General features: G+C 71.5%; 13 protein-coding genes. 6 read left to right on the forward strand and 7 right to left on the reverse strand.

What is annotated here, in order from left to right:
* Window positions 1-12 precede the first annotated feature (12 nt).
* Window positions 13-777, forward strand: a complete 765-nt coding sequence (locus WA788_RS19175) for a class III extradiol dioxygenase subunit B-like domain-containing protein (RefSeq protein WP_335978898.1) — start codon at window positions 13-15, stop codon at window positions 775-777.
* 193 nt (window positions 778-970) lie between these two features.
* Here WA788_RS19175 and WA788_RS19180 read toward each other — a convergent pair whose 3' ends face one another.
* A complete protein-coding gene (locus WA788_RS19180; protein WP_335978900.1) occupies window positions 971-1,225 on the reverse strand; it encodes an antitoxin in 255 nt (84 codons plus the stop codon).
* 262 nt (window positions 1,226-1,487) lie between these two features.
* Here WA788_RS19180 and miaA point away from each other — a divergent pair, with 262 nt between their 5' ends.
* On the forward strand, window positions 1,488-2,420 hold the full coding sequence (gene miaA / locus WA788_RS19185) for a tRNA (adenosine(37)-N6)-dimethylallyltransferase MiaA (RefSeq protein ID WP_335978902.1): 933 nt from the start codon (window positions 1,488-1,490) through the stop codon (window positions 2,418-2,420).
* Between the two features lie 87 nt (window positions 2,421-2,507).
* On the opposite strand, the gene WA788_RS19190 is transcribed toward miaA, so the two are convergent.
* From WA788_RS19190 to WA788_RS19210, 5 genes are all read right to left on the reverse strand, one after another.
* Entirely contained in the window at window positions 2,508-3,746 is a 1,239-nt protein-coding gene (locus WA788_RS19190) for a tyrosine-type recombinase/integrase (protein ID WP_335978904.1), read from the reverse strand.
* 1,183 nt (window positions 3,747-4,929) lie between these two features.
* Window positions 4,930-5,169, reverse strand: coding sequence for a helix-turn-helix transcriptional regulator (locus WA788_RS19195; RefSeq protein WP_335978906.1), 240 nt, complete (start codon window positions 5,167-5,169; stop codon window positions 4,930-4,932).
* Between the two features lie 140 nt (window positions 5,170-5,309).
* Entirely contained in the window at window positions 5,310-7,043 is a 1,734-nt protein-coding gene (locus WA788_RS19200; protein ID WP_335978908.1) for a DNA primase family protein, read from the reverse strand.
* Window positions 7,040-7,729 carry an HNH endonuclease gene (locus WA788_RS19205; RefSeq protein WP_335978910.1) on the reverse strand — a complete coding sequence of 230 codons (690 nt, stop codon included), beginning with the start codon at window positions 7,727-7,729 and terminating at the stop codon, window positions 7,040-7,042. Before WA788_RS19205 ends, WA788_RS19200 begins: the two co-directional genes overlap by 4 nt.
* Window positions 7,726-8,874 (reverse strand): sigma factor-like helix-turn-helix DNA-binding protein, encoded by a 1,149-nt coding sequence (locus WA788_RS19210; protein ID WP_335978911.1) that lies wholly within the window; start codon window positions 8,872-8,874, stop codon window positions 7,726-7,728. The genes WA788_RS19205 and WA788_RS19210 overlap by 4 nt, the downstream gene beginning before the upstream one ends.
* Window positions 8,875-9,174: 300 nt before the next feature.
* On the opposite strand from WA788_RS19210, the gene WA788_RS19215 reads away from it, so the two are divergent.
* On the forward strand, window positions 9,175-10,305 hold the full coding sequence (locus tag WA788_RS19215) for a helix-turn-helix transcriptional regulator (protein WP_335978913.1): 1,131 nt from the start codon (window positions 9,175-9,177) through the stop codon (window positions 10,303-10,305).
* On the opposite strand, the gene WA788_RS19220 is transcribed toward WA788_RS19215, so the two are convergent.
* The gene (locus WA788_RS19220) at window positions 10,289-11,098 is read right to left on the reverse strand and encodes an NUDIX domain-containing protein (protein WP_335978914.1); all 810 of its coding nucleotides are present in this window, start codon (window positions 11,096-11,098) and stop codon (window positions 10,289-10,291) included. The genes WA788_RS19215 and WA788_RS19220 overlap by 17 nt on opposite strands.
* A gap of 1,465 nt (window positions 11,099-12,563) precedes the next feature.
* On the opposite strand from WA788_RS19220, the gene WA788_RS19225 reads away from it, so the two are divergent.
* The 3 genes from WA788_RS19225 (at window position 12,564) to WA788_RS19235 (ending at window position 16,437) form a co-directional block, all read left to right on the forward strand.
* Window positions 12,564-13,019 carry a hypothetical protein gene (locus WA788_RS19225; protein WP_435136827.1) on the forward strand — a complete coding sequence of 152 codons (456 nt, stop codon included), beginning with the start codon at window positions 12,564-12,566 and terminating at the stop codon, window positions 13,017-13,019.
* A gap of 73 nt (window positions 13,020-13,092) precedes the next feature.
* Window positions 13,093-13,998, forward strand: coding sequence for a diaminopimelate epimerase (gene dapF / locus WA788_RS19230; RefSeq protein ID WP_335978915.1), 906 nt, complete (start codon window positions 13,093-13,095; stop codon window positions 13,996-13,998).
* Between the two features lie 222 nt (window positions 13,999-14,220).
* On the forward strand, window positions 14,221-16,437 hold the full coding sequence (locus WA788_RS19235) for a RelA/SpoT family protein (RefSeq protein WP_335978916.1): 2,217 nt from the start codon (window positions 14,221-14,223) through the stop codon (window positions 16,435-16,437).
* The last annotated feature ends 124 nt before the right edge of the window (window positions 16,438-16,561 follow it).

Raw genomic sequence — 16,561 nt, forward strand, 5'->3', positions numbered from 1 at the left:
AGGGTTCCGGACATGCTGGTCGCCGCTGCCGTCTGCCCCTGCCCGCCGCTGCTCGTGCCCGAGGTCGCGGCCGGTGCCGCGCCCGAGCTGGACACCCTGCGGGCGGCCTGCGCGGACGCCGTGGGGGTGCTGGCCGCGGCCCGCCCCGACCGCCTGGTGGTCGTCGGTCCGGCGCGGCGCCCGGGGCGCGGGGTCTTCCCAGCCGGCGCGAAGGGCTCCTTCCGCGGCTACGGCGTCCCGCTCGACGTGACGCTCGGCGAGCCGCCGACGGACCGGCCGGGCAGCGCGCCGCATGCCGAGTCGGCCGACGGCGCGGACGACGCCGGGCCGGGTGCGCAGACCCCCTTGCCGTCCTCCCTCGCCGTGGCCGCGTGGCTGCTGCGCGGCTGGCAGGCCGCGCCGGTGGAGGGGCTCGGAGTGGGGGAGGAGCTCGAACAGCAGCGGTGCGCGCTGGCCGGCCGGGCCGTGGCCGACGCGGCGCCCCGGGTCGCGCTGCTGGTCATGGGCGACGGCAGTGCGCGCCGTACGGTCAAGGCGCCCGGCTATCTCGACGAACGGGCCGAGCCCTTCGACGCCGGGGTGGCCCGGGCTCTCGGCGCGGCCGACACCGCGGCGCTGGAGCGGCTCGACGCGGGCCTGGCCCGGGAACTCCAGGCGGCCGGCCGAGCGCCGTGGCAGGTGCTGGAGGGTGCGGCCCGCGGCACCGGGCCGACGGGCGAGCTGCTGTACGACGCGGCGCCGTACGGGGTCGGCTACTTCGTCGCGACCTGGACCTGAGGCGGTCCAACTCCGGGCGCGGCCCCGCGGGGCCGTGAGCGCCGCGGCGGGGCCGGACATGGACTGACCGCGGATGGTGGGGTCCGCGGCCGTCCGGTCCTGCGGGGTGCACGCCTGCGCGGCGGTGCGTGCCGGCCCCCGGCTCGCGTGCGGTGAGCCCTGGGCCGGGACCCGGCGGGTCAGGTGCCCGGCGTCAGCCGGCCTCGGGGTCCTTGGCGTCCGGGCCCTTCTCGTCGTGGCCCTTCTCGCTGTACCCCTTCACGGCGTCCTTCGCCTTGCTCACACCGGAGTTGATCTGGTTGCTGTACTTGCCGCCGGTCTTCGAGTCGACGGTGTGCGCCGCCTTGTCGAGGCCCTGCTCGATCTTGCCGCCGTGCTGCTTGGCCAGCTCCGCGGCCTTGCCCTTCGACGCGTCGAGCTTGCCCTTGAGCGAGTCCATGAAACTCATCTGGCACCTTCCCTGGGGTTCCCTGAAGCGACGGCCACGGGACGGCCGGAATGCGCCGACGCCTGCGATGAGCAGGGCCCGCGGCGCACCGAGGTGCAGGTGACGCCCCTCACCTTCGACTTTACCCGCGCCGCCCGCATTTCGCGTCGCCGGCGGCCACTGCCTGTGGACAACCGGGCGGGCGGTCACCTGCGATCATCACAGGGTCCGGGCGGTCGTCACCCGCTCGGTGCGGCACGGCGGAGTTTGGGAGACTTGCAGGGTGAAGAAGCGCGTGATCGCCGTCGTCGGCCCCACCGCGGCCGGCAAGTCCGACCTGGGCGTCCTTCTGGCGCGGGAACTGGGCGGCGAGGTGATCAACGCCGACTCCATGCAGTTGTACCGGGGCATGGACATCGGCACCGCCAAGCTCACCGAGGAGGAACGGCAGGGCGTGCCGCACCGCCTGCTCGACATCTGGGACGTCACCGAGGCGGCCAACGTCGCCGACTACCAGCGCCTGGCGCGCGCCGAGATCGACCGGTTGCACGCCGAGGACAAGGTGCCCGTCCTCGTCGGCGGCTCCGGGCTCTACGTCCGCGCCGCCATCGACGACCTGCGGTTCCCCGGCACCGACCCGGCCGTCCGCGCCCGGCTGGAGGCCGAACTCGACATGCGGGGGCCGGGCGCGCTGCACGCCCGGCTGGCCGCGGTGGACGCCGAGGCCGCCCGCGCGATCCTGCCCAGCAACGGCCGGCGCATCGTGCGCGCGCTGGAGGTGGTCGAGATCACCGGGCAGCCCTTCACCGCCAACCTGCCCGGCCCCGAGCCCGTCTACGACACCGTGCAGATCGGCGTCGCCGTGCCGCGGCCGGAACTCGACGAGCGGATCGCGCTGCGCGTGGACCGGATGTGGAAGGCCGGACTCGTCGCCGAGGTGCGCGCCTTGGAGGCCGCCGGGCTGCGCGAGGGTCGTACGGCGTCCCGCGCCCTGGGATACCAGCAGGTGCTCGCGTGGTTCGCCGGCGACTGCACCCAGGAGCAGGCGCTGGAGGAGACCGTACGAGCCACCAAGCGCTTCGCGCGGCGCCAGGACTCGTGGTTCCGGCGCGACCCGCGTGTGCACTGGCTCACCTCGCGCGGAGCGGAACTCACCCGGCAGGCGCTGGTGTTGGCGCGGGAAGCTCCAAGAAGCGGTCACAGCCTGATCAAGTGACGGGTGCACAATGATCAACGGCCCCTGACCTGCTCGTTCTGTGCCTGTCAGGGGCCGCCATGACCCGTCTGGGCCGTCTGTGGGCCGTCAGCGCTCCGAAACCCGGTGGTCGAACACCGCGTCGATGGCCTTCCGTGCGCGCTCCCGGCTGCTCGGCATCAGGTGGGCGTACACCCGCAGCGTCATAGCCGGGTCGGCATGTCCCAGGTACTCACTGACCGCCTTGATGTTCTCCCCAGCGTCCAGCAGAACGGACGCGTAGAAGTGCCTGAGCGCGTGCATGCCGTGTTCGCGCGCGGCCTCGGGGTCCTCACCTTCTTCCGGCTCCGGGAGGACGCCAGCGGCCACCAGAGCGGGTTTCCAATAGCGCTCGTTGAAGTCCGTCCGGCGCATCACCGTGCCTCGGGTGCCCGTGAAGACAAGGCTGTGCGTGACCAGGGGTCCATCAACCGACTTCCAGGGCAGCGTCACCTTGACGGGCGCGTGCGCCTCCATGTGGGCCCGCAACGCCCCTGCAACGGCCGCGGGGAGCGGCACGTCACGTTCCTTGTCGCACTTCGGCGGGGCGAACACCGGGCGCCCACGGATGAGCTTCACCTGCCGGAAGACATGCAGGGTCTTGGAACTGAAGCTCAGCGCGTCGTCAGCGAGCCCCAACACCTCTCCTTGTCGGAGTCCGCACCCGGCGGCCGTGTCGACGGTGGTTCGAAGCCGCGCCGGCAGGGCGGCCCGCACAGCGAAGACGCGCTCCGGCAGCCACGGTGTGACGCGCTTCGCCTCCCGGGTGGGCGGACGTACGGACCGAGCTGCACACGGGTTGCGCGCCAGGTAGCCGTCATCGACCGCAGCGGAGAGCACGGCGCGGACAGTGCCGTAGATGTGCACCGCGTACGACCCGGGAACACCCTCCGTCTCCAGCTCACGGAGCCACGCTCGGACGTGTTCGGGCTTGAACGAGCCGAGCGGACGGGAACCGATGTACGGCAGGGCGTGCAACCGCAGGTACCGCTCTGCGCTGTCCCGCGTAGACACGTCCGTGGTCTGGCCGGAGAGCCAGCGTTGCGCGTACTGCTGGAAGGTGGTGCGGGCGGTCTTGGGGTCGATGTAGTGGCCGCGGGCCATGTCGGTTTCGATGTGGGCGAGCCAGGCTTCTGCGGCGCGCTTCTGTCGGTCGGGGAAGCTCTTGGACTTCTCGGTTCCGTCGGGCCCGATGTAGCGGGCGCGGTAGCGCATGCCGGTGCCGTAGCGGTCGGTCTTGACCTTGACGGGTGTGCCGTTGGGGCCGGGTTCGGTTTTGTACCAGCGGTCTTGGATGTGGCCTGCCATGGTGGGCGGCTCCTTGCGAGTGGGTTCCGGTAGTGGCTGCCGGGGCGCGTGCCGAGGTGGGTTTCGTCGCGTCCGGGCTGTCTCTGGCCGGAGGGGTGCTACTCGCTATGTCGCTGGTCACTGGTGGTGTGGGGTGCTAGCGGGGGTGCTACCGGTAGCGGGTGGGGGTGCTATGGGTAGCAGGCGCCGGCGGGGTGGTGTCTCGCAGCTGTGCGGGCGGGGTGTGGGTCGGCTCGTAGAGGGTTTCGAGGGTGTGCGCGGGAGGGTGCTGCTAGGTGCTAGGTGGCTGGTCAGTGGGGGTGTGGGGTGCTAGTAGGGGTGCTAGGTCTAGCAGCGGCGGGTGCTAGGTCTAGCACCGGTTCGGGGTGGGGTTTCGTGACGGGTTTCGTCACGCGCCGGCTGTTCGCCGGTTGGTGACGTTGGGTGAGGTGAGGGAGGCGGGTGGGGGCGGTGCCGGGGCCGAGTTCCGGGGTGTGGGCGGGGTGTTGGCCGGTGCCTGGCTGCCTCACTGCGGGGTTCTTCGTGCTGGTGGGGTTGGTGAGGCGGGCCGGGTGAGGCGGTGGGTGAGTTCTCACTGCCTCACTCGGGCCTCACCGGCACTGTGCGTAGTTGCTGGGATCGGAGGGAGGCTGCTGGGGGTGTCCGGGAGGATAGTTTTCGGGGTGTTCGGTGGGTGGTCGGAGTGTGCCTCCCTGCCTCCCTGCCTCCCTGCAAGGGTGTTGGGGCTGATCAGGTCGGGGAGGCGGGGTGAGGGAGGCGGTCAGGGAGTTCTCCCTGCCTCCCTGGGTGGCTCCCTGCACGGTGCGTAGTCGTTCGGGTCGGGGGAGGGGGAGGCTTCGGGGTGCGGGTCGGGGCGGTTGTGGGGTGTGTGTGGGAGTGGTGGCGGGTGCCTTTCCGGCCTCCCACGGGGTGAACTGTGCAGGTGGTCGGGGGGAGGCGGCTTGGGGAGGCGGTGGGGGAGAACTCCCCGCCTCCCCGGCGCCTCCCCGTCACGCGGTGTGGTGGTGAGGCGGGTGTTCTAGCGACCGGGGGCGGGGGCGCCGGCGGGCCCTACGAGCGCTCTTGGGGCGGGGGCGGTCGGGGGTCGCTAGACGCTAGACGGCTGGTGGGGGCGGGTTTGGGTCGCTAGCGAGGTCGCTAGACCTAGCGGGGTGGGTCGCTAGGTCTAGCGACCGCTTGACGGTCAGGCCGCGGTGCGGTCGGCGGCCCGAGTGCGGGCCCATGCGTGGACGGTGGTGGGGTCGTAGCGGAGGTGGCGGCCGATGCGGAAGGCGGGTGGGCCGGTGTGGCGTTTGCGCCAGGCATAGACGGTCTGGATGGGTACGGAGAACAGTGAGGCGATGTCCTCGGGGGTGAGGTAGCGGTCGGGTAGTCCGGCGCGCAGGGTGGCGCGGGGGTCGGCCGGCGGGGTCGCGGTGGCCATGGGGTGGTGGCTCCTTCGGGGCGCGGGTGTGGCGGGCGGTGCGGGGGTGCGGGGCGGGCCCGGGACGGGGGTCCCGGGGTCCGCGACCCGGGCAGCGCGGGGGCTGCCCGGTCCGGAGGTGTCCGGCAGGTGTGGGGTGGTCAGGTGTGTGCGGGTGGTGACTGGCAGGAGGGGTGAGTGGTCTGGCCGGTTCGTAGCGGTGCGAGGGGCTGTCCGCACGCGGTGCAGAGCGCGAGTTGCCCTTGGGGAGGCGACTTTGCGAAATATCGCGGCTCATCCGGCTCAGCCCGGATCAGTGCAGGTGACAGCGCTGCGGGTGATCTTGGGTTGTCCGGCTCAGTCCGGCTCACGTCCGGCTCATCGCGGCTCAGGGCCACCCCGAGGTAGGTCGGGACCTGCTTGCCGTCCGGGCCCCGGGGTTTGGAGCGCTGCATCTGCGGGACGATGGAGAGCAGGTTCCGGCCAAGGAGTTGCTTGGTGCCGGGGCGGTGTCCGGAGTCCTCGGCCCAGTCCTTCCACGCGCCCCACAGGGCGTCTACGGGCACCTGCTGGTCGGGGCCGGTGGTGCAGCACTCGCGTACGAACGCGGAGACGGGGGAGGCGGTGTCCTGCATGGTGGTGACCGCTTCGAGGGAGGCGGCCGGTTCGGTCAGCCGCCCGTTGCGGACCAGGCGGTCCAGGCCGTCCAGGGCCCAGTTGAGGATGCCGGGCATCTCGGCGGTGAGCTTGTCGAGTAGGGCGGGGTCTTCCTTGCCCAGCCAGGACACGGTCATGTTGAGCACGATGAACCGCCGTGCGATCACCCCGGAGGAGTCGCCGAAGTTGGGCAGCTCGTTGGACAGGATCATCAATCGGGTGGGGAGCTTGCCCGTCCAGGGCTGGCGGAACTTGCGGTCGACGTCGATGGTGTCTTCGCCGGAGATCGTGAGCAGGCGTTCGACGACCTGGTGTCCGTCGCGTCCGGCCAGGCGTGCGTCGGCGATCACGGCCAGGGACTTGCCCAGCAGCGCGGACAGGCCGAAGTTGCTGCCGAGGCTGGCGAGGGTGGGTCCGGCCATGTTCCCGGCGCCGACCAGGGCGCCCAGGACGCGGGCGATGGTGCCTTTCCCGGAGCGGGTGGGGCCGACGATCAGGAGGATCTTCTGCTGGTCGGTGCGGCCTGAGAGGACGTAGCCGAACCACTCTTGCAGTGCGGCGATGGAGGCGGGGTCGTCCGGCCAGGCCCGGCGCAGGAAGGTGTGCCAGGTCGGGGCCGCGGCGTGGGGGTGGTAGTCGAACGGCACCGAGACGAGGTTGAAGAACCGGGGGGTCAGGTCGGTCAGGGCCCGGTCGGCGACGCGCAGCAGGCCGTTGGTGCACGCCACGATCGGCCCGTGTCCGCCCGGTCCCCCGCCGGCGGGCGGGTGCTGCGCGGTGTGGGAGCTCCCGGCGGTGAGGGGGTCGGTGGGCGGGTGGAGCCAGGCGGGCGGGTCGGTGTCGGGTTCGAGGTGGGTGGTGGCGGCGATGGCCTGCATCAGGTCGCTCACCTTGCGTCCGGCCGGTGCCCAGGGGCGTTCCTCCTCCGGGCCCTTGGGGGGCTGGTGGAGGTAGGTGGCGTGTTCGAGCAGGGTGTAGAGGCTGGTCTTGATCTGCTGGTCGTCCAGTTCGCGCCAGTAGGAGCCTGCCCAGGCCATCCAGGTGCCGCGCCAGTGGCGCAGGGTCAGCAGGCCGTCGCGGGTCCACTGCGGGGCCAGGTGCCGGGCGACCGCCATCGGGTTGGCCGGCTCCGGCACCAGGTCGGCGACAGCATCGACCGGACGGGGCCGGAGGGTGATCGGGTGCCCGTTGATGCCCGGGTGCGGGTGTCCGTTCACGGACGCGGGTGGGGTGTTCACGCGGCCTCCCGCAGGGCGTTGAGTCGGGCGGTCGGGTCGGGGGTGAATGCGTTCACGGTCGGGCCGTGCGCGGCCGAGGTGAACACCGGACGGGTCCGGCCCGCGCGGGTGTCCACGGGCGCCGACAGCAGGGCCTGTACGGGGGTGTGACGCGGCTCGTCACGCAGGTCAGACCCCGACTCATCCCGCGTGCGGTCGGGTGTCGGGTCGGCCGACGTACGCGGCCGGATACCCGACTCGCGCACGAACGCGAGGGTGGCCAGCAGCACCACAACGGCGGGTGTGAACACCGGCCCGGGCCCGACGTGAACACCCGACGTGTCGTGTTCACGGTCGGCCGACTCGGGGTGTTCACCGGGCACGACCGGGGTCGGGTCGGTGTCCGGGGCCGGAGTCGGGTCGGGGGCGGGGGTGGGGGTGCCGTGAGCGGCGAGCAGGAGCAGGGCCATCAGCAGCGGCAGCCGGTCGTCCTTGGCGTTGTTGCAGTCGGCGCAGGCGAGCACGGTGTGTTCCACGCGCCAGGTGCGGAACAAGGAGATCGGCGCGACGTGGTCGATGGTGGCCTGCTTCAGGTCGGCGAAGAGCCGACCGCAGTAGGTGCACCACGCCCCGTCCCGGGCGGCCAGCGTGCGCTTGCGGGCCCGCATCCGGGCCGCGTTCAGCGACTTGCGGTGGTGGGCACTCACGCCGACACCGCCGTACGGGCCTGGTCGGCGACGCGGTAGCCGCGCAGACCGGCACGCTCGATGAGCCCCTCGGCAACGAGGTTGGCGGTGGCTGCGTCGAGGATCGAGTTACCCACCCCGAAGCGCTTCTTCGTCCCCTGGTAGACCGAGACCCGCTCGCCCGGCGCCATCGCCGCGATGCGCTCGCGCCAGTAGGCGGTGACCAGCGTGGTCCGGGAGTTCGCCTGCTTCGGGGCGGCCGTCCTGCGCCGCGCCGGGGTCTTGGCCCGGGCCGCCGGACGGGCCCCGGGCACGCACCGGTTCACCACCGCGACCTGCTCCTTCGACATGCCCAGGCGCTCGCCGACCTCACGGGCGGTCATGCCCCGGGCCCGCAGCAGCAGCGCCTGCCGGGTCTGCCCGTCCAGCCGCAGCAGTGCCTCACGCTTGGCCGCGCTCAGCTTCCCCAGTTCCTCCCGCTCCCAGACCGGCAGCGTGTCCACCGCCACCGCGGGCCCGGACAGCTCGGGGTTGTCGATCTGCAACAGCAGCACGGCGGTACTGGCCAGCCGCTCGACCTGGGTGCGGCTGCACTGCAAGTGCTGGGCGGCAACCCGTCCCGGCAGGCCGTCCAAGGTCAGCAGCAGCGCCTCGCGCTCCTGCTCGGGCAAGGCGGCGACCATCTTCGCCAGGTAGGCGGGCAACGCCTCTGCGGCGCACCCTTCCGGCACCAGCGGGCACAGCCAGTTGCACACCACCGCGTCCGACCAGTCCACCGCGGTTTCCCGTACCGGCTGCTGAACCTTGGTGAGCGCATACTTCGTGCGGGTGTACAGCAGCCTCAGCAGCGCGTCCTCGGCCAACGGCTCGTCACCCAGCAGGTCCCGGCGGCCGTTGCGGGCCACCTGCCCCCACATCGCCTGCACAACGTCCTCGGCCTGCCACTGCGCCGTGCTCCCGTCGCGCCCGAACAGCACCAGCCGCTTCCGCGCGTACCCGACCAGCCGGTCGTTGTAGGCGAGGAACATCATCTCCAGCCGCTTGGACTGGTCAGCCGACAGCGGCACGACCTCGCCACTGTCCGACACCCACTCACCGGGCCAGTTGTTCCGCCCCGCCGGCGCCGCACCCTGCACACTCGCCCGCTCCACAACGGTTCCAGGCATGATGGACCTACCCCTCTACGGGTTAGGGGAGCGGCGGACTTCTTGGCGGGAGACGCCGCTCCCTGCTCTTGCGCACCATCTGGTGCGCACCAGAAGCATGGCATCTGGTGCGCACCAGATGCAACCCGTCTCGTGGGAGAAGTTCGGGCCCGTCGTCTTCCGGTGCTTCCAGAGAAGCCCAGGCGGTGGCGGTCCGGTAGCCAACAGCCCTTAACCCTTTGGCTGTTAACCCCTCGTGGCCTGCACTGATGTGGTGCATGCTGGGTGCAGCCAATCCGGTTGGTCGGCGAGGGAGGACGCATGGGCGAGGGACTGCGCGATGCGCGTAACGCTCGGGGTTGGTCCCAGGAGCGCCTTGTTCGGGAGATCGGTCGCTATGGGCGCCAGCACATGACTGAGGTGGCCTCACCCGCGAGCTTGCACGTCTACGTATCCGAGTGGGAGAACGGCAAGCGTCGTATTTCACCGCGATATGCGGCCATTCTGCGCCCGCTCCTTGGCCTCACCGATCAGGAACTCTTCGGCGCGAGCGATAGTCAGGGAATTCCCAAAGCAGACGGTTATGCCGACCTGCTGACTCGCATTGACTCGGCCAGTAGTGTCAGCCTAACCATGGTGACCACCTTCAAGCAGCAGACTGAGCTATTCCGAACCATGGATCGGCAATTGGGTGCGGCTGGTCTCGTTGACCAAATGACCGGGCACTTGACTGCCTTGGAAGAGACGCTCAATTTCGCAGTTCTCCCCGACGCCCGGCGGCCGGTTGCTCAAGCACTTGCCGCCGCTGCCACACTCGGGGCGTGGCAGGCGCTAGACGCTGGTGCGATCGAACGGGCATGGCGAAACTACGAGTTGGCCAAGCGAGCCGCCCAGGAAGCCGAAGAGCCGATGTATCTCGCTCACGCAATGGGCGAACAGGCGTACGTACTCTGCGACGCAGGGCGGCCGGACACGGCCGTCGCATTGGTTCGAGAGGCGCAGCGTGCGGGAGGCGGACACATCTCGCCACGACTGAGGGCATGGTTGTGCGCGACGGAAGCCGAGATTTGCGCCAAAGCGGGTCTCGCCGATGAATGCCGCCATGCGCTCGACTCGGCGGCAAACTATCTTCCTGCGGGCCCAGACGCCCGCGACCCGGACATGTTGAGCATCTTCTTGAACGACTCGCATTTGGCGAGGTGGCGAGGGAATGTGCTGGCCGCCCTCGGGGACGATGATGCGATGGGGAGCCTTTACGCGGCGCTTGAATCACTCGATCCAACGTTTATCCGTGCCGAGTCGGGGCTCCGATGCGACCTCGCGCAAGCCCATCTCGCGCGCGGCGAATTCGACCAGGCGCAGGAGCACCTTCGGAGCGCCCGACTTCTCGCAAGCCGTACCGGATCGGTACGGCATCGGCGCCGGATAGATCAGCTCAGGCAGGGGTTGTAGCCGCTTCGCCCCGGCGGACCGACAGCAAATGCAAGACCGCCACCAATGTGCCCGCGCCCATGAGTTGGCCATCGGCCATCAGGTCGGGAATGTCCGCCAGCGGTACCCATTCAATGCGGCCCGCTTCCTCCACGTCGGTCGGGTCGCCCACCCGTTCTGCGCCCTGAGCAACGTAGACCGAGTGTGGCGCGTCCACCATTCCGACCATCGGCTGGAAGGTGACCAGATGTTCCACCTTCGCCGGCCGCCACCCGGTCTCTTCCTCGACCTCTCGCGCCGCCGCCGAGCGTCCGTCCTCCCCTTCGTCCACGATGCCGCCCGGGAGTTCCCAACCCCACTGATCAGGTACAAACCGGTACCGCCAGAGCATGAGCACCCGCTCGCGGTCGTCCACAACGGCGGTGATGGCGACGTGCTGAAGTCGTACGACGTGATGCTCGAAGCGCGGGACGCCCGGAGGCTCCACGTCCATGAGTTCCAGGCGCACCCACCGATTGGTGTACACCGGCCGAGCACCATGAATTGTCCAGGGCTCCAGCGGTCCGGGGGTGGTGGCGCCGCTCCTTCGCTGTTCGGGCCCGCTCTCCGGCACGCGGTAGGAGCTCCGGCCCCGGACCTCCAGCACGCCCTCTGCGACGAGCCGACCAAGCACGGTCCGCAGGGCAGTACGGCCGATCCCAAGTTCTTCGCTGAGCGTTCGCTCGGAGGGAAGCTTCTCACCGCGGGCCAGGTTCCCCCCGCCGATACGTTCGCGGATGACGCGTTCCACCCGGGCAGTCTTGGTCTCCGTCATTACCTCAGCACGCTCCCCATTCATTGCCTGGTGCACACCAGAGTAGCTATTAGGGCCGCACTTCGTGCGGGCGTTCCTCGGCCGCCTACGGCCCCGGACGATCGCGGCCGGACCGCGTCCAACCGTTGTCGGCGGTGCTGGGAGGCGTTTCAGCGCGGGGCGCGTCCGGGCGCGTCCGGGCACCGCCGCCGGGCGCGGCCGGGGTCCCACAGGCAAGAGGAGCACGGGGCGCCCCCGGGTGCTCCTCTTGCCTGTGCCCAGAGGCGGCTTGCAGCGGAAGACACCACCGCCCGGCGGGTGGTGTCTTCCCGACTGCCGGCGCGCGGCGAAGACGAAGAGGCCACCCCAGGCGCCCCGCGCGGGTGGCCTCTTGCTGTTTGAGCCGCGATGAGCCGGACGTGAGCCGGACGTGAGCCGGACGGCGAAGATCGCTTACAACGCTCTGACCTGGGCTGATCCGGGCTGAGCCGGATGAGCCGCGATATTTTGAAGTCGTTCCTAGGGGATTCCCGGCGGCGGTGCCCGGACGCGCCCGGACGCGCCCCGCGCTGAAACGCCTCCCAGCACCGCCGACAACGGTTGGACGCGGTCCGGCCGCGATCGTCCGGGGGCCGTAGGCGGCCGAGGAACGCCCGCACGAAGTGCGGCCCTTCCAGCCCTTGTCCTTCCGCTGTGACCCTCACCGAGAGTGGCCACGCTCCGAGTGGTGCTAGCGGGCGTCCCAGGGGTCGCGGACCCCGCACAGGGCGGGTTTCCGGCGTTCGCCCAGGTGAGCCGCTAACCGCTAACAAGCTGATCAGTGCCTACGAGGGCCGCTATCGGACCCTCTAGCGCTAGCGGGCCGACCCGCTAGCGCTAGAGGGGAGAGGCCAGACCGCCGATGGATACCGTGAGTGATGAAGGTGCTAGCGGAGCCGCTAACGTTAGCGGGCCCGGCGCCTAACGCTAGCCGCCGGCCGCCGGGAACTCCCGGGCCGTCTGTGGGCCGTGCGAGGCTGCCTAAGCCTGCCCACCAGTGACCAATGACGACCAACCCCGGGGTGTTGCGCAGCACGTCAACTCCGGTGTGCCTGCAATCCGCTGGGGGACCGGTAACAGCCTGATCACGTGATGGCATCGGGACGCCCCGGCGTCCCGGAGCGGCCCTCCGCGCGTGCCATCATCGTGCTCCGAGCTACTGTGTCGACATACGGGAGGGCGCGTGGCAATGGCAGCCGGCCCGCGCGACACCCCACCGGGGCGCGACACCTCGACCGACTCCGCCTGCTCAGCCAGGGGCCGGAACCGGAACCACCACCAAGGTCAGATCCCCGACTCCCGTCCGCCGCTGGACGCGCTGGAGCCGCTGAACTCCCCGGAGTCGGCAACCGATCCGGACGAGCTCGGCGGCGCCCGGGCCGCGGACGCGGCAGCCGCGCCGGACGCGCCCGCCGACCCTGACGACACCGGCGATCCCCTCGGGTCGATCGGCGCCCTGGACGGCTACGCCAACCTGGACCGGCTGGACCGGCTGGAACCGCTCGGCGTGCTGGACGACCTCGATCCCCTCGAGGCCGGAACGGACCTGCCCGCCATCGAGGACGGCACGTCGTTCCGCGAGCTGCGGCCGCAGCGCCGGCTGCGGATCTGGCAGATCGCCCCGATCATCGCCCTGGCTGTCGGCGGCTCGCTGATGTTCGCGTTCCCACTCGCCTTCGAGTCGGGGGACACCGGCCCGGTGGTCGCGATGCTCGGCCTGCTGCTGTGCTGCTGCGCGGCCGGGTGGGGGCTGGCCGCGGCCCGCCGGATCGGCCAGACCTGGCCGGGGCTGCCCGCACGCGGCTCCGGAGAGCGGGCCGACTGGCGCTACGTCGCCGGCTACGCCGCTTTGATCCTGCTGCTGGCGCTGCTCGCCGTCTGGCGCGTCGCCCGGCTGCGCTGACGGTCCGACCGCAGTTCAGCGCGGGGGCGAGCGCCGTCCTGCGCCCGGCGGCCGACCGCGTACGATCGGAGCTGTGACTGACGCGCGCGCCGCCGACGCCCCCCTCGCCTTCCTCAAGGGACACGGCACCGAGAACGACTTCGTGATCGTCCCCGACCCGGACGGCCGGCTCGACCTGTCGCCCGAGGACGTGGCAAAGCTGTGCGACCGGCGGGCGGGCATCGGAGCCGACGGCCTGCTGCGGGTCGTGCGCTCGGCGGCCCACCCCGAAGCGGCCGCGTTCGCCGCCGAGGCCGAGTGGTTCATGGACTACCGCAACAGCGACGGCAGCGTCGCCGAGATGTGCGGCAACGGCGTACGCGTCTTCGCCCGCTACCTTCAGCGGACCGGCCGCACCGGTGCCGGCGACCTCGCGATCGCCACGCGCGCCGGCGTGCGGTACGCCCACATCGGCAAGGACGGCGCGGACGGCACGCCCGGGGACGTCACCGTCACCATGGGCGCTGCCGAACTGCCCGGCGGCGCCGTCAGCGTCGGCGTCGACGGCCGCACCTGGCCCGCAGTGCACGTCAGCATGGGCAACCCGCACGCGGTCGCCTTCGTCGGCCACCTCGACGAGGCCGGCGACCTGCTGCGAGCCCCGGCGGTCAGCCCCGCTGCGGTCTACCCGAACGGCACCAACGTGGAGTTCGTGGTCGACCGCGGCCCCGCCCACGTCGCCATGCGCGTGCACGAGCGCGGCTCGGGCGAGACCCGCTCCTGCGGCACCGGCGCCTGCGCGGTCATGGTCGCCGCCGCCCGCCGGGACGGCCTCGACCCCGCGGTCACCGGCCAGCCGGTCACCTACACCGTCGACGTGCCCGGCGGTCGCCTGGTGATCACCGAGCGCGCCGACGGACAGGTCGAGATGACCGGTCCGGCCGTCATCGTCGCCGAGGGCGCCATCGACCCGGCCTGGCTCGCCGCACCCGGCCGCTGACCGGCGCCGGGCCCGGCCCAGGGGCCGGTCTTCGCTCGCACCCCGAGAACCGGACGTATCAGGTCACCATGCCCGTACGCCTTCCCTCGAACGGGTGATGGGGATCACTCTCGGCGAGAGCGTGGCAGCCGCGCGTGGTGGGCTCGATAGCATCAATCACCGGCGCGGCCCCACGGGGCGTGGTGAGTTCCCGCAGCCGGTCCACGCTGCCGGGAGGCCCCGATGAGCGCAGACAACGCGGTGAACGCGGAGAGCGCGGACAACGCCGCCGATATCGTCCGGCGCGGGCTGCGCCGCATCGACATGCGACGGATCGACCTGCGACGTCTGGGCCGGGTGGCACTCCTCGGGAGCAGCGGCCACAGCAGGGGCAGACTGCCCGGCGCCATCGAGCACCTGATCAAGGTGCACCGCGCCCGACATCCCGAGGCCGGCCGAGACGAGGTCGAGACCCTGCGCCGGGCGTATGTGCTCGCCGAGTCCTCCCACCGCGGGCAGACCCGCAAGAGCGGCGAGCCGTACATCACCCACCCGCTGGCAGTCACCCTCATCCTCGCCGAACTCGGCGCGGAGACCACCACCTTGACCGCCTCCCTGCTCCACGACACCGTCGAGGACACCGAGGTGACACTCGACCAGGTCCGGCGCGGCTTCGGCGAGGAGGTCAGCTACCTCGTCGACGGCGTCACCAAACTGGAGAAGGTCGACTACGGCGCCGCCGCCGAACCCGAGACCTTCCGCAAGATGCTCCTCGCGACCGGCAACGACGTGCGGGTGATGTCGATCAAGCTCGCCGACCGGCTGCACAACATGCGCACCCTCGGGGTGATGCGCCCGGAGAAGCAGGCCAGGATCGCCAAGGTCACCCGCGACGTGCTCATCCCGCTCGCTGAACGGCTCGGCGTGCAGGCCCTCAAGAGCGAGCTGGAGGACCTGGTCTTCGCCATCCTCCACCCCGAGGAGCACGCCCGTACCCGCGCCATGATCGAGGCCGCCGCCGCGCGGCCCGACCCGCTCGCCGTCGTCGCGGAGGACCTGCGCGGGGTGCTGCGCGACGCGGGCATCACCGCCGAGGTCGGCATCCGCCCCCGCCACACCGTGTCCGTACACCGGCTCATGCGCAAGCGCGGTGTGACCGAGCTGGGCGGCTGCGACTTCGGCCGCCTGCTCGTCGTCGTCGACGAGGACGCCGACTGCTACGCCGTACTCGGTGAACTGCATACCTGCTTCACTCCCGTCATCGCCGAGTTCAAGGACTTCATCGCCGCTCCCAAGTTCAACCTCTACCAATCGCTGCACACCGCGATCGCCGACCGGCACGGCCGTGTCGCCGAGGTGCTGGTGCGTACCAAGCACATGCACCGCGTCGCTGAGGCCGGGGTCATCGCCCTCGGCAATCCCTACGCCGCCGAGGCGCCGCAGAGCCCGGAAGCGGCGGGCGCCACCGGTGCCGGCGGCGACGGCTGGGCCGGACCCGACCCCACCCAACCGGGCTGGCTCTCCCGGCTCCTGGAGTGGCAGCGCGCGGCCCCCGACGCGGACACCTTCTGGACGGCGCTGCGCGACGACCTCGCCCAGGACCGCGAGATCACCGTCTTCACCGGCCAGGACGGCGCTACCCCCGGCACCCTCCGGCTGCCCGCGGGCGCCAGCTGCGTGGACGCCGCCTACGCCGTCCACGGCGAGGCGGGCCACGCCTGCGTCGGCGCCCGGGTCAACGGCAGGCTGGCGCCGCTGGGCACCCGCCTGCGCGACGGCGACGCGCTCCAGCTCCTGATGGACGACACCGCCGCGACGGCGCCCGAGCCCGAGGGCCCCGACCCGGAGTGGCTGGAGTACGCCACCACGCCTGCCGCCCGGATCGCCATCACCCGCTGGCTGACCCAGCACCCCGCCGACGCCGGCGAGGACACGCCGGCCGCCGAACCGGCCGCGCGCCCCGTGCCCGCGGTCGACAGCCCGCGCGACACCGAGCCGGTGGCCGTGACGGACCTGCCCGGCGCGGCGGTACGCCTGGCGCGCTGCTGTACACCGGTGCCGCCCGATCACGTGACCGGATTCGTGATCCGCGGCGGCACCGTCGCAGTGCACCGGGCGGGATGCCCGGCCGGCTCCCGTATGGCGGACGCCGGACGCACCGCCGTACCCGTGCGCTGGCGCGACGGAAGCTCCGGCGGGAACTTCCGTGCCACCGTCCTCGCCGAGGCGCTCAGCCGGCCGAGGCTGCTCGCCGACCTCACCGAGGTGATCGCGGCCCAGGGGATCGGCATCGTGTCCGCGGCTGTGGAGCCGCCGCAGGAGCACCGCGTACGGCACACCTACACCGTGGAGCTGCCCGCGCCCGAAGCGCTCGCGGCGCTGATGCGGGCGATGAAGTCGGTGCCGGGCGTGTACGACGTGTACCGGGCCCAGCCTGCTGTCGCTGCCATCCGTAATTGATCACACTGAGTAAACGATCGGTTGCTTTCCGCTGTTCCCGGCAGCTGTCACTCCTGCGAGTGAACCTGTGCGAGTGGCGTTCGCCGCGCCCGCGTCGCGCGGGACCCGCCGGTCGTCGCGGCGA

This window comes from Streptomyces sp. CA2R106, from assembly GCF_037034245.1.
In the GTDB taxonomy this organism is placed as follows: domain Bacteria; phylum Actinomycetota; class Actinomycetes; order Streptomycetales; family Streptomycetaceae; genus Actinacidiphila.

Excerpts from the sequence above, each read along its gene's own strand:
- WA788_RS19175 (WP_335978898.1), top strand. The coding sequence starts at position 13 with ATGCTGGTCGCCGCTGCCGTCTGCCCCTGCCCGCCGCTGCTCGTGCCC.
- WA788_RS19180 (WP_335978900.1), bottom strand. The coding sequence starts at position 1,225 with ATGAGTTTCATGGACTCGCTCAAGGGCAAGCTCGACGCGTCGAAGGGC.
- WA788_RS19190 (WP_335978904.1), bottom strand. The coding sequence starts at position 3,746 with ATGGCAGGCCACATCCAAGACCGCTGGTACAAAACCGAACCCGGCCCC.
- WA788_RS19195 (WP_335978906.1), bottom strand. The coding sequence starts at position 5,169 with ATGGCCACCGCGACCCCGCCGGCCGACCCCCGCGCCACCCTGCGCGCC.
- WA788_RS19210 (WP_335978911.1), bottom strand. The coding sequence starts at position 8,874 with ATGCCTGGAACCGTTGTGGAGCGGGCGAGTGTGCAGGGTGCGGCGCCG.
- WA788_RS19215 (WP_335978913.1), top strand. The coding sequence starts at position 9,175 with ATGGGCGAGGGACTGCGCGATGCGCGTAACGCTCGGGGTTGGTCCCAG.
- WA788_RS19220 (WP_335978914.1), bottom strand. The coding sequence starts at position 11,098 with ATGACGGAGACCAAGACTGCCCGGGTGGAACGCGTCATCCGCGAACGT.
- WA788_RS19235 (WP_335978916.1), top strand. The coding sequence starts at position 14,221 with ATGAGCGCAGACAACGCGGTGAACGCGGAGAGCGCGGACAACGCCGCC.